The sequence below is a fragment of the Pontibacillus salicampi genome, from assembly GCF_042434395.1.
GTDB classification, from domain to species: Bacteria; Bacillota; Bacilli; order Bacillales; family BH030062; genus Pontibacillus; species Pontibacillus salicampi.
The window spans coordinates 116,875-130,123 of sequence record NZ_JBHLTP010000024.1 but is presented as its reverse complement, the minus strand read 5'-3'; the positions used below and the strand labels follow the sequence as shown (position 1 = coordinate 130,123).

Annotated in this window: 14 protein-coding genes; 2 read left to right on the top strand and 12 right to left on the bottom strand. The window is 40.2% G+C overall.

Translation table 11 applies throughout. From position 1 onward, the window contains the following. Positions 1 to 387 precede the first annotated feature (387 nt). Positions 388 to 1,299 carry an AEC family transporter gene (locus tag ACFFGV_RS20760; RefSeq protein ID WP_377351887.1) on the bottom strand — a complete coding sequence of 304 codons (912 nt, stop codon included), beginning with the start codon at positions 1,297 to 1,299 and terminating at the stop codon, positions 388 to 390. 233 nt (positions 1,300 to 1,532) lie between these two features. Between ACFFGV_RS20760 and ACFFGV_RS20755 the strand changes: the two genes are divergently transcribed. Continuing rightward, positions 1,533 to 2,669, top strand: coding sequence for a DUF2515 family protein (locus ACFFGV_RS20755; RefSeq protein WP_377351886.1), 1,137 nt, complete (start codon positions 1,533 to 1,535; stop codon positions 2,667 to 2,669). Between the two features lie 36 nt (positions 2,670 to 2,705). Here the strand turns inward: ACFFGV_RS20755 and ACFFGV_RS20750 are convergent, their stop codons facing one another. Beyond that, positions 2,706 to 3,089 carry a DUF4183 domain-containing protein gene (locus ACFFGV_RS20750; RefSeq protein ID WP_377351885.1) on the bottom strand — a complete coding sequence of 128 codons (384 nt, stop codon included), beginning with the start codon at positions 3,087 to 3,089 and terminating at the stop codon, positions 2,706 to 2,708. A gap of 187 nt (positions 3,090 to 3,276) precedes the next feature. On the opposite strand from ACFFGV_RS20750, the gene ACFFGV_RS20745 reads away from it, so the two are divergent. Then, entirely contained in the window at positions 3,277 to 3,624 is a 348-nt protein-coding gene (locus tag ACFFGV_RS20745; protein ID WP_377351884.1) for a DUF4183 domain-containing protein, read from the top strand. 77 nt (positions 3,625 to 3,701) lie between these two features. On the opposite strand, the gene ACFFGV_RS20740 is transcribed toward ACFFGV_RS20745, so the two are convergent. From ACFFGV_RS20740 to ACFFGV_RS20695, 10 genes are all read right to left on the bottom strand, one after another. Further along, positions 3,702 to 4,928, bottom strand: a complete 1,227-nt coding sequence (locus tag ACFFGV_RS20740) for a CHAD domain-containing protein (protein WP_377351883.1) — start codon at positions 4,926 to 4,928, stop codon at positions 3,702 to 3,704. A gap of 297 nt (positions 4,929 to 5,225) precedes the next feature. Continuing rightward, positions 5,226 to 5,822, bottom strand: coding sequence for a hypothetical protein (locus tag ACFFGV_RS20735; RefSeq protein ID WP_377351882.1), 597 nt, complete (start codon positions 5,820 to 5,822; stop codon positions 5,226 to 5,228). A 36-nt stretch (positions 5,823 to 5,858) separates the two neighbouring features. Beyond that, a complete protein-coding gene (locus tag ACFFGV_RS20730) occupies positions 5,859 to 6,572 on the bottom strand; it encodes a type VII secretion protein EssB/YukC (RefSeq protein ID WP_377351881.1) in 714 nt (237 codons plus the stop codon). Positions 6,573 to 6,723: 151 nt separating this feature from the next. Then, complete coding sequence (locus tag ACFFGV_RS20725; RefSeq protein WP_377351880.1) at positions 6,724 to 8,130, bottom strand: DUF6382 and FHA domain-containing protein; 1,407 nt, start codon at positions 8,128 to 8,130, stop codon at positions 6,724 to 6,726. Positions 8,131 to 8,180: 50 nt separating this feature from the next. Beyond that, positions 8,181 to 8,321, bottom strand: coding sequence for a hypothetical protein (locus ACFFGV_RS20720; RefSeq protein WP_377351879.1), 141 nt, complete (start codon positions 8,319 to 8,321; stop codon positions 8,181 to 8,183). Between the two features lie 22 nt (positions 8,322 to 8,343). Continuing rightward, a complete protein-coding gene (locus ACFFGV_RS20715) occupies positions 8,344 to 8,859 on the bottom strand; it encodes an A24 family peptidase (protein ID WP_377351878.1) in 516 nt (171 codons plus the stop codon). A 288-nt stretch (positions 8,860 to 9,147) separates the two neighbouring features. Next, entirely contained in the window at positions 9,148 to 9,720 is a 573-nt protein-coding gene (locus ACFFGV_RS20710) for a hypothetical protein (protein ID WP_377351877.1), read from the bottom strand. Positions 9,721 to 9,738: 18 nt separating this feature from the next. Next, positions 9,739 to 10,335 (bottom strand): DUF4352 domain-containing protein, encoded by a 597-nt coding sequence (locus ACFFGV_RS20705; RefSeq protein WP_377351876.1) that lies wholly within the window; start codon positions 10,333 to 10,335, stop codon positions 9,739 to 9,741. Positions 10,336 to 10,347: 12 nt separating this feature from the next. Continuing rightward, the gene (locus ACFFGV_RS20700) at positions 10,348 to 12,552 is read right to left on the bottom strand and encodes a DUF5702 domain-containing protein (protein ID WP_377351875.1); all 2,205 of its coding nucleotides are present in this window, start codon (positions 12,550 to 12,552) and stop codon (positions 10,348 to 10,350) included. 20 nt (positions 12,553 to 12,572) lie between these two features. Further along, positions 12,573 to 13,214 (bottom strand): TadE/TadG family type IV pilus assembly protein, encoded by a 642-nt coding sequence (locus ACFFGV_RS20695; RefSeq protein ID WP_377351874.1) that lies wholly within the window; start codon positions 13,212 to 13,214, stop codon positions 12,573 to 12,575. Positions 13,215 to 13,249: the final 35 nt, after the last annotated feature.

The following is a 13,249-nucleotide window of genomic DNA, read 5'->3' as shown; positions in this document are numbered from 1 at the left end:
AAAAAGTCAATCCTAGTTTTTTTATCAGGATTATAGGTATTTAATATTCCCGCTTCATAACATTGTCATGGCAGTCGCAAACGTCTTTCTAACATTTCATAAAAAAACCTTCCAAAATGAATGTGATTGTAGCTCCGTAAAGCGCCCTTATGTGGGAGACTTGGATTCGAGATAATGTTGGTCCGTTGCTGAAAGGCGAGTTGAGTGGTCGGAAATAGCTCCGCTTTCCAGGCCATCCCTTCCCTGATAAACGGATAGGACCCATTCCTGAAAACCATCTTGAATCCAAGTCTTCCACTACCTCCTCGTTATAAGGAATCAGCCTACCATCTACATCGGTCACGCAAAGAGCAAAAAAAAATGCTCCCGCCAAGGAGCATTTCTAATTTATATAATCATATACCCTAATCCCCAAAGGAGAAAAAAGCTAATGACAATGGTCATATTAGACACTGTTCCTACAAATCGTTGATCATAGTTGAATTCAACGGAATAAGGAAGTACCGACATCGATATAGGAAGCACCAATGCCATTAGCAAGGTATATTTGAACATATCTTCAAAGGGTAATAGGAAGAATAGCGCCACGCCTACTGCTAAACCAACGATATAGCGTAACGATAATAATTTCGCAATGGTAGCAAAGGAGCCTTTCGCAAAGGAGAAATTCAAATATATCCCTAATAACAACAATGATAAAGGCATATTTGCTACTGAAATCGTTCCCGCAACCTCCAATATTGCTCCAGGTACGGGGATGTTCGTAAAGTTCATCGTACAAACAATGATGTAGGTAAGCAACGGAACAGATTTAGATACTTTCTTCATGACATCTCTTAAATCTTTCCGCTCATTCTCATCCGCAAAGTAACTTCCTAGTACATACACCACCCCAAATACAATGAGGGCATTGCCGAAATCAAACATGCCGAAGTACTTAAGACCTTCTTGGCCCCAAATAGCTTCTACAAGAGGGAAAGCAAACAGCCCGATATTAAAACCGGGCACCATCATGGAAAGCATCCCTTTCGTTCGCTGAGATTTATCCCGAAAGACGATAAGCCCGAGCACCGCTTGCGCCACTCCATAAACGATGGCTATGATAATGAGTAAAATCAACGAAGTATCAATGGTAATATCATGAAACGTAATAATTAACAGACTCGGCAAGGTAATGTTAAAGACAATTCTCGACAATCCTTCACCATCTCGTTCCTGGATAAGATTAGAACGCTTCAGCACATACCCAAGTGCAATAATTAGAATCGAGTATAGAAATTGACTATTAAAGCTTTCCATGCTTGTCCCCCTTCCTCCACTACTATGTTCTGATTGTAGCAAATAGAGCTACACATTACTTAAACTGTGCTTTACCTTTACAAAATGTTTAAACCGTACGTTAACAACAAGATATATGCTACGAAAAACTAACTGCAACGTCAAGTTATGGTTGGAAGAAGGAGACGCTCATGAATTACAAAGACTCTTAATATACTGAAGTAATACACTGCGACCAGAAAGGGGAAGGAGTTATGCTTAACCAGAAAATAAAGTTGAAAAAGAAGGAGCTAAAGTCGCTATTGAACCATCTCCAGCACATCCAACTCACTTCCTCATTCCTCCCTGATCATCATAACGACCTTTCCTCCCATGAACAGCATATTCTCTCCTCCATACAAGCTGAGACAAATAAACATAATCACGATAACGTAACGCGAACACAGGCTTATTATGATTATTATATAGAGCATCCAGTCATTCATTGGGCGTTATTAGCCCACTTAGTATCCCGGAACACAGGCTGGAACATGAGCGACCTAAAAGGGGAATATCACTCCAACCTCCTTTCAGCCACTGACCAACGAGCCTTCTTTGACTTATTAGAACGGGGAAACTGGCTTATTTTTCAGGATGCTTATCCGCAGCTGCTCCTTTATAAGCACAGCTTACAGGAGAATACCCCATATTTTCACCTCCTCCCCTTCCTTCATGTATCCTCCTTCATGACAGGAGTGTGGAAGCACTTTTGGGAAAAGCAGGATTCTCTCCTTCTCACCTATGGGCTAATCATTAATGAGCAGCACTATATAGAAAAACAGCTGCTTCAATCCAAATTAGTAAAGCAAAATGTGTTAGAAACTGTGGAATACAAGCTTCAGGAAATGTTGAACTTAACCCATATTCTTTTCCCAGCCATTTCAACAGAGGGTGACAAAGCTACCTTGTATGGTCAATCCGTTTTCCAATTTTCATCCCTTCCGCATCGGATTCAGCTAGGCATTCGACTATACAACGTTCTATTTGCTAATCGAAAACGTCATAGTAATATTATGCTATTTACGGAGCACCGTGCTCATACTGGCTCCCGAATGGATTATTGGCCAGACCTATTTGATGATGTGAAGGAATTTCCCCCTTCTAAGCGAACGAAGCTATGGAATTGTCACCTAAAGAAAGGAGCAGCCCCTATCTACAGCCCCCCGTTAGAAAAGGCGTGGAATTGTACGTCACACGAACCAGCGGAAACAGACGATTGGTTCAAGGAGTATGATATTGCGAGCTATTTTTCTTACAACGCTTCTATTCAGCAGGTACATCAGACTGAAACACATTGTCATACATTAAAGAAGCTGGAACTCGCCTCCCTAGCGAAGACAACATTGCAATAACATTATGTAGCAGAAGGCAGCACCCTTCTGCTCTTATTACGTTTCAATCGTTGTGGTTGCACCTGGAGTATAGTTTAGTACTTCTAATATTATAGGTGTTCCTACTAAAATCGCTGAAGATACTGCAGGGACCGTAATATCTAGTGACCCTACAGCTGTAACTCCAGGAGTGTACGTAGAAATATCTTGCATTTGTGATATGCCATTCACATAAACATTGAAATAACTGTTATCCGTGGCTAGTACAGGCAGTTCTGTTGCATTCGTTCCATCATCTAGTAAAAAATCTGCAGCATCGATAGATAAGGTAGCACCAGGTGCGGTAATACTTGTTGTAGTGTAGAAAAATTTTGTGTTAGTAGGGCCTACCGTTACATCTGTTGTCGCACTAGCAAACGGTTTAATCAGCTCTAGTACCATCAGAAAGACTCCCTCCGAATAATATAGTCGTGCAATCTATCATATGCCAAACCTACATTTATGGAAGAGGCATATATAGCAGAAAAATTACCTATTTTGTACCATTCGCACAAACCAATTCCATTAAGGAGGAATATACTAACACATCATCTAACGTCCGAGCTATTGGGAAAGGAGTAAGATTAACATGGTAAAGATCAGCCTACGCTCCCTTATTCCACCGGCTGGCTGTCCCAATATATATCCCTATCGACCTGCTCCGCCCACCACTCACATTCGAGCAACCACGTACTATTATTACACTATAGCTGATGGAACGAAGAACATTTTTACAAGCGCAGACGCCATAACAGCCTACGGTGCACAGGGCATTTTGTCACAAGAGGAAACCACCTACATTAATCTGTACGTTAATGGCATGATTCAACCTGACGTTATATATTCCATCCGAAAAGATGTACTTATTCTCCCTGAAGCACCCGCAGACGGCGTTCCTATTATTCTGCAATTTGTCATACTCCATTTAGACAATTAACACCTATTAATCAACAAAAATCGGCAACCATAACGCTGGTTACCGATTTTTAGCAAAAAATGTTTCACGTGGAACACTCAAGCTTCTTGGAGCTTGTACTGCTCTATATTTAACGCTTCTAGCTGTTCTGTTAATTCATCTTCAAGCTGTGTTTTTACTAATTGGATTTGATCCTTTTTCATTTCCACTTTCTTCTGATTATCCTTTAATTCTTTTAAGAAATCTCTTAAATCATTAATGTGACCAAGCTCTTTTTGGGCTTTTTTGAAGTGCTTAGCCCTTTTTTTGTAGGGCTGACCGTACATATTGGCAATATATTTGTGAATATAGCGTAGAGCTTTCGATTCTATCCTTACTTTGTGGAGGGCTTTTAATGTCGATTTGGCTTGCAATCCGCTATCTTCCGCTTCTTGCTCAAACTTCTCAATTTGAGCATTAAAGGATTGTTCATAAGGCTCTAATTGATTGTCAGCGTGTAATGAAAGGACATAATGGCGAGCTTCCTGATCCCGAAACTGTACCCATTCCTCCATAAACTGCTCATTAATGATATCAGGCAGATTTTTCTTTAGTTTCTTCTGCTGTTTTCTACGTTTTTCCTCTCGCAGCTCCATATATTGACGATATACTTCCGCCTTATCTGGATCTTCTTCCTGCTCGAGCCGCTTGTAAAATTGCTCAATGAACACATCACTTTCGCGCACCTTACCCAGCTTGTCGTGAGCCTCCTGAATCTTCTCCAGTAGAGGGTGCTGCTTTTCAACCTGTAAAAAGCCTAAAATCATTTCCATTCTTCTTCCTTTAACACGCGCCTGGTGTACATCCTCCGTATCTTCAAAGGAAAGACATTTCTCACAATACTCCATGTATTCATGGGCGATATCGTCCAGCCCCTTCATCCATTTATGCACAAGGGTGTCGTTACCCGTGTTCAGACAATCCTCGCAGACATATTCCTCTTTCACATGTAACAAATGCTTTTTGGAGCCGCAGACTGTACATCGATCCGGACTCTCCTGAAGAACCGCATATTGATTCTCCATCTCCAATTCCAACTGCTTTCCCTTTGCCCATTCCAGCTCTCTTCGATACTGGGCTGGTATGAGCAGCCTGCCATCTACATCGAGCTTTTTCGTATCTTTCTTGGGCGTGTTAGTGGTAGCTTTGGATATAGACACCCCTCGACGTTTATTCAGTGCTTGGATAGCGAGACCTTGATCTTCAAACCCTAATGCATCACGTAGCTCCTTAGGAATAATAACTCTACCCATTCCATCAATTGTTAATGTTTGTGATTGCTCCATGCATACACCCCGTCTAAGAATTATTTCTCTTCTAAACCCAATTCCCCATACCGGCAGCTTATTAACATAATTTCCTAATATAATTAGACAGGTTTCATCAAAAAACCTGCCTAACCGGAATAAAATATTATTACATTTTTGTTAGTCTTTATTCAGAAATTCAGGTAAGTGTTAACAAATATCCATCCACATTTGCATCCAGCTACTAGCCTTGCTGCTGTCCTACAACAGACAAAAGGGCTCACAATTACTTAAAGGATAGCAATTAGGAAAGAAATACGGAGGCATACGCCTATTTTACTTGGTTTCTTTTGTTATAAAAGGAACATCATCAGCTCGAAAATCGTTCTCTATTGCCTCGGAGAGGTCATAATCCCCTTGTAACCATTGCTTATACTGTTTATCCAGCGTATCAAGCCGCGTTCTGCCCAACACCCTCGTGAGGACATACGTTCCGTCATTTTGTTGGACGGGCATATACCAATAGACATCCACCATATTAATATTCTGGGTAGAAAATATCATTGCCAAACGTTTATACCAAGGCTCTTCTAGGACACCTTTCGTTATTTCAAAAGTAGACTTCGCCATTTCCTCGTAGGCCTTTTGTTTAGACGAATACTGATTCCCTATTAAATGAATATCGACGAGGTATCCCTCTCTTCCTCCCATTGATACCTCTATTTTCTTCAGGGAGGTTAAGTGACCATTTTCACTCTTTCTTTCCGGGAGTATGTCAGCAGGAATATTGGTCTCTTTCCCTACCACCTCTAATGCTGCTTGTTCCATTCTGTCATAGGCCTCCTGCTGATCCATATCTACATTTACGGAAACATAGACAAAAAAGGCAATAATGGGGATAGCGTAAAATATTGTGGAAATTGAGATTCTCATAGAATCCCCTTTCTTAATTCTATTTATGATGGAGGTCTAACCACTCAGATGAAAAACGTCATTTTGTACCGCTAATACACCAAATACACCAATTAGAATCCCAACAAAGATAAATAACATGGAAAAGGAGAGGATCTGCGTTTTTGTCCATACTGTTCCGCTTTTATCCGATGAGGTTCTCCACCCTTTTTCTACGATTCGCTTTAGTTCCTCCAGACTTTCTGCTCCTGCAATTTGCTGGGCAATAGTAGACTCCTCCCATAAAAGCGACTGAGAGCCGTTTGATAAAATGGTTTGGTAAGAATAGCTGGAAAACAAGGAAAGAAAGCATGCTTTTAAAGCAGCAAAGTAATAGTCATCTGTTTCCTCCATTGGAGGCAGAATGCCGCGCAGCCCTCTATGAGCAATCTTTATCGAATAATCCTTACCGAAGAAAATGTTGTTAGGATCGAGATAAGGTATAAATTGAGTTCCATCGTATTGAACTACCTGCAACAGTTGATGCAGGACCGCCAGCTTTTTTCTTAACGGCTGCTTGTGCAGCTGGACTAGTGCTTGACGAGAATTATCTAGATGGTATGACAAATGGATCGTATTTTCTGTAATGTGTATATCCGCCACCTCTAGAAACATCCCATTCGCTCTATGCAGCTCTTCTAACTGCTCATGGTCTACTACATTTGTGTCCTGGGTAGCAACAGTCACCGTTAATGCTTGCGAAGCGCTTGCTTCTTTTATTTGTATATCCATCGTGAACCTCCTTTCCCATCCATAGAAGCCTAATCATGTTATACCTACACTATGTGTTCCCTTAACATCAACTACAGCCTTTTTATACAAAAGGGGCGACCTAATTTATAGCGCCCCTTGGTGTGTATGTTTGCTGTTCTAGGATGATGAGCTACTGAGGTTGATGGAATATAAAACTATGCTTCCCGATGGAGATCTTGTCATGATGCTGCAGTCTATACATCTTATAAGGAATGATAGGCTGCTCATTGACGCAAGTCCCTTTTTGAGATCCTAGGTCCTTTATTCCGTAATCCTCCCCGGTCTTCCTAAGCTCTGCATGAATCTTTGACACTCCTTCTTCTTCCGCAACATGATGTACCATGTCAGACTGAGATCCAATGACAAATGGTTCCTCCTGAACATTAATGGAATGGGTTTGCCCATTTCGCTGTACTGTTAAAAAAGGAACAGCCTGTTCAGGTGTCTCCAAGACATGCCCTCTTGTGGTTTCGTTCTTATCTGTAAGGGTAGCCTCCCTTTCCACATATTCACTGGAAGAAACCTGCTGCATGGCCATATTCTCTGTGGAGGCCAGAGGAGCTTGCATAGAATCATCCTGCTGTTGTTCACGATTTCTTTCATTTGGTAGCTTCTCTTTTTTAGTACCTCTTCTTCTTCGCAAAATATAAAGTGTATCGAATAGCAGAATAACGAGCGTTAACGCAAGGCTGATATCTAGCCACAAGGAGGTGGTAAACATATCATACAATTTCCATACAAGGGCAAGAGCCAATAGAGATCCCGTACCAAGATACACCTTTTCGCGCTGCGTCATCCGCTTTACAGTGGAGAGGGGCTGCTTCTCTTTCTTTTTTTTCTTTTTACTATGTACTTCATTTAAATCCTCAGCTCGTTCCTCTTCTTGCTGCTCAGCTAATTGCTGAGCCATCATTTGCTGGGCTAGCTCCTCTTGCTTTTGCTTGTGTATATACTTGGAGGAAGTGGAAATTAGCAATTCCTTTAACCCAGTAAGATGAAAAGTCGGGTCCTGCAAATACGCTTCCACCTCATCCCATTCTGCACCTTGTAGGGAAGGGTGCTCTCGAACAATCGATTCTAGTAAAGAACGAACATCCTCCTCCACCGTTCCCTCCCGCTCAAATGTTGTAATGGGAAGATAGGTAACATAGACGTCTCCTACCCCATTGCCAACAAATAGAAAGTCAGGATGGATAATAAATTGATCTCGATTGAGCATATATAATGAGCTTACTTCCATTGCTTCTAGTGTATGGATAATGAGATGAGCAAAATCGTCCCAAGTAAGCTTTGCTTCTCGTAAATATGCAGTTAGCAGCCGCTTGGAAGAAAGGTCATAGTGTAAACGAAGCTGAAGGTTCCATTCATCTGAGAATATTGGCAGCAAACGGGGGATGGTGTTCGATTCTATCATTTTCATCTGCAAAGCATTTATATCGTCTTCTTTCAAAGGTACCCCTTCATGATGTGTAAACGTAAGGTGTAAACCATTATCATTATTAAAATCATAAGCATAACCAAATATGGACGTCTCCATTGTTTTTCCCCTCCACTACTGTATTTCAATTGTTACTATCAAATGCTCCATTACCTTTTCTTTTCGTTGTTATCAGGGTTAATGTTAAATATATGGTAAAACCAAAAAATCAAGGTCATAATCATTATGAATGCCAGTAAGGGATGGTGTATTACTATTCCAACCATCCACCCAATGATGCTTTCCATCATGCTTTACAGCCTCCCAGCTCTGTTAACCTAAGAAGAAATAATACGTTGTCAGCACGCCAGGTAATACAGCATACATGAAAGGAAACCTGGTGCTGTACTTTTGCTTGAACTCCTCTAAATCCCTGGCACTGCGCTGTTTAATAGACTGCCAGATTTGAAACAGCCCTGTAAGGATACGTCTTAAAAAAGTTTTAGAGAACAGGAGAATAACCAGTCCAATTAAACCTGCATATATAACAGAGTACATCATCACATATAAGCTGAACTCAATTCCCATAATAGCGCCAATAGCGGCAAATAGCTTCACATCCCCCGCTCCAAGAGCCTTAAAGAGATAGAGCAGCATAAAGATGCCGCCAGCCACTAAAAGACCAAGGCAGGCAAATAAAAACCCATCAACGCCGCCTCTGATAAGGTGGTACACCATTCCTACCATCATTCCAGTCGCTGTAAGCCAGTTTGGCAGCTTTTCATATTTCACATCCCAAACGAATGCAATGATAATAAGTATGATAAATAATATGTCGTTTACTGCCATGATTTACGCACCTCGATTAAATTTGCCTAATAAAGAATGATAGTTTCCTTGGTTTGTGGCTATACAGGTTAGCATGGAGAAGCACATCGAACATTCCTATCTCCTTTTCCTACCTATTTTCTACTCTATTTATGGTAAGTTGTTTGGATCATTTCTCTTGAATTTAAAGATGGAGTCGCCAATTAAAATCAATATAATAAAAGCTATCAGCGATATGATTGGGTGTTGAATAATCATATCTAAGAAAAAATTAACGACCAGATCTCTTATAGATTCAAATAAGCCCACCTAATAAGCACCTGTCCAGACTCGTTCCGCACCTTGATTCTTTATAACAATGTCTTTATTGACAAATGGAACGACTGCTTTCATTTCATAGGTTAACGTTATGCTAATGATAGAATCTTTTCCGCCATTATTATTCGCTGGCAATTCCAGTTCTTCTATTTGTAATTCAGATGCATTAAACATGGAGCTGCCCAAGATTGAATTGAATTTGTCACGTACTACCGGTTCCAGCTTACTCTTGGTGATATCCTCTAAATATTCCATATCACCAGGAATAAAGTCAGATTCTCGTAAAGACAGATTCAAGCGCTTTTCTACCTCCGCAACAGGAACTTGGTTTTCGGTGAAATTTTTGATGCGTTTATCAACAGCCTCTCTTGGACCTTCATTGATAAATGTAGCTACGTAGGCATGAGTAGCAGCAATTTCTGTAGTATGGGACACCGTTTCCTCCATGGCAATTTCTAATACACCTATTCTAATAATGGTAGCTAAAAACACAGCAAATAGAAGGAAAAAGGGAAGAATCATAGCTGCTTCTAATGTTATGCTTCCATTATCATTTTTCAACATATGATTCCCCTCCTTAGTTTAATTAGCCGCTTCGTCCGTTGTAAATTTCCAGACTGCTTCTCCTGAGGCTCCTTCTTTTGTTACATAATTCATCTGTAATTCGTACGCATCCCCATCTTCTTCCATATCAAAGAACAGCTTTCCTTCCACACTTTCACCAGGGCTGATTTCCCCTTCAAATTTAGGCATCTCGCCAATTGCTAACGGAATATCTCTTGTAGATGTTTCAGGATTCATTACATATAGGGAGCTAGTTACATCATTCACTGTAAATGGTTCATCCCCTTTGTTTTCTATAGTAACGCCCGTTACAACAAATACACCTGCCATACTCTCTTCTCCTTCAACATTTTTTTCGAAGGATACCTCATCTAAAGTGAATTTGTATTTTCCAATTGTAGTATCAAAGGTTCCTGAATCACCTATACTCAGTGTTTCTTTATTCTGTTCATTGTCTGTTGATTCGTCTTTTTCATTTTGTTGAGATGATTCTTGACCAGATTCTCCGTTACTAGAAGTGTCGCTATTATTCTCGTCGCTCTGTTCTCCAGAACAAGCAGCAACCGTCAGAAGGAGTAAAATGGTTAGTATAAAAGTGAGACTTTTTCTCATCATATATTCCTCCATTTAGTATGAGTAATTAACTTCATTATTGATTATATATCTGCCGTCCTCTACATCTCCGCTTATAATATCTGCCCTCCCCAACATACTTGTTATACCTGGTAAAAACCATAAATCTATGGAAGATTTCACATTACCTTTCATGTAGGTTGGGAGCTGATCCATCTCTGTTGAAACTACTTTATCTACTGAGGCCTGTACTCTATGAAGTGTATCCCCTTCAGGATGTAGGAATAAATATAACCTTAAGTAAAAGTGATAGTCCGTATCGATAGTGACACCTTTTTCTCTTGCATTCTCTCTGAATTTACCGATATCAACTAAGTTAACATCGTTACCTTGTGTTAAGGCCTTCATATCTTGAAGCGTAAGACCTAACGCTTCTGTTAATGCAATCCAGAATTTCAACCACGGGTGAGGGGCCAATTTCACCTGCTCACTATTTACTAGAACACTAGCCATATTTAACGCTAATCTAGTAAAGAATAGCTCTGTTAATGCATAACCATAATTCATTCCTGGTGTATGGGAACCGTAAATAATGTATTCGATTTCTCTTTGTTCATAAAGATACGCATTCGCGCATTGGTATAGAGGTCCGGAGCAGCCTCCTACCTCGCCTGGGTCCTTTGCACTATTAAAACGAGTCATTATATATTCATTGATATACGCTTCATCCCTAACCCCAGCTAACAAATCACCCATACTATCCATTAAGCTGCCCATCATACTCATGGCCTGGTCTGTACTATCTTCAGGTCCATCACCCAGATCGTCTACTTTGACTGCATTTGCTCCATTGTACTTCTGCAGTAATTCCTGGAGTTTCGTATAATCGTTTTCATCTGTACGAATCCCGTTAAGGGTATTAAAAAAGTCTTGGATCTCAGTGAACTTTTTACTGGCATTGTCCTTTGCCTCACTTAACTTGCTTTTGTCATTAAGCTTATGTTCATAATACTTCTTTGGTACAGATTTATTAAAGGTGTCATATGTCTGAGCAATCTTCTTCTCAGAATCGTTGAATGCTTTACTGATTGGATGAGCATAGCTATTTTTATTTAATGATAGGTCTTGATTTTGTTTGAATATCTTGTCTAAACGCTGTTTAAGGTCGTTAATTTCACTACTTAAAGATTTGCTACTCGTTTCTAATGCATCCAAGCTTTCTTCTATTAAATCCTGGACTTCTCTCAAATCTTCAGGAGGGATGAGGTAATTGGATACACTCTCGTTTGCTTCCTCAAGGCCCTGATGGTTTTCGTTTTTACATTTCTGTTTCACACGATTGTATTTTTCGGCATTTTCCTGTTTAACCTTTTTGATTTGCTTTTCTATCTTCTCATTCTCTTTTATAGCTTTGGTTAGCTGATTATTTGCCTTTTCCAGCTTCTTTTTCGTAGCAGAGGTGGCATTATTCATTTTGTTCACTTTTGCGTATGCATTGTTCTCAAAATCATCTGTCTTGTCTGTTTCTTCATCATCGAGGTCGTTCTGATAGTCTTCGTAATGTTGAATAATGTCGCCAACATTCCTGACATCCGGGTAATCTACTCCACCTTTGGCATTCGGTTTCACATCTCTCTTAATAGAGTTAATTTCACTAGTAGCTCCTCCAGAGCGACGTGTTAAATTGGATTCCACACTTTGAAGATAGGTTGCCCGCTTGTCAAACTCCTCTTCTACTTCACTTGCTATACTCGTAAATTCAGATGATTTTTCCATCGTACAAGCCACTGGCATAAACTTTTCAGAGACCATCTTTCCATATTGAATTGGCCCCCTGTATTTCATTTCCTCCAGTATTTGATGTTTGAATACCTCTTTATTAGCTAATGTCCTATTCTCGTCTGAAGTAAGAGAGGACGTCTCAAGCTTATTGTCCACAAATTGAAAATAACTTCCATCTGCGGAAATATTCTTCTCATATACCTCATCAAATATTTCCTGAGCGCTTCCTACATCTGCATCATAGTAAGCATAAAGCCCCTTTAACTGAAGATCCTTTTCGTAAGCAGAAAACGCAGAACGCATTGCTTTTTGAGCTGCTGCTTCTGCTTGATGCTCAGCTACCATTACCCTTACAAAATCGATTAATACTGCATTAAAAAAGAACAATAGAATAATAACCATAACAGCATAGATGGAGACAGCTCCATTTTCATCTCGTATAAATGTTCTGAATAACCTTTTGCTTATTCGTTTCACTGTCTTTTTTCCCACCTTAGCTATCTATTATTTCTAAATTCCGTAATAAAATCACTGAATTTTTTCAATTCTTCCCCCAAATACAACAAAAAATCTACATTCCTCATAAATTCCACTGGCTCGGTTACCACTTTGGAGGCTGTTACCTCCATACTCCCTTCTAATCCAAATAGGTTCTTCGTATATTCCGGGATGTGGATGGGAGCTGTGAGAGTAACGTTAATTTTATTGGTGAGCATGTCGTTCTCAAATGTAATCTCGGGCTCTGCTCCGAATGGGATTTCTCCAATTCTGCCTGGGTCTATTTTCTCGTTAGCGAGGCTGCTGTTGCCTAGACCAAGATTTCCTGCTCCAAATTGATGAAGGAAATTGTTTCCTGTGATGCGCCAATAAAGTCCATCGCCGCCGTCCTGAGTTGTATAATCATCTGCAGCGAATTCTCCGGTTTCCCAATCTTTCTTGCTGTTGTCCCATGTAAAGGCCAGGCGGTCAGCGATGGTGTTGGCGCTATAGTACATCATCGCTTTTTGATAAATGACCAGGCTAAAGAATATTAAGCAAAGCGTTAAGATTAATAAAACCGGAAAGATAAGTGATGCCTCAATAGTGAAATTTCCTGTTTCTCTTTTAGACAGCTTCTTCCACGTGGATTTGATGTTCATGATTTACGATCCTTTCTTTTTTCAGTTCCTCATGA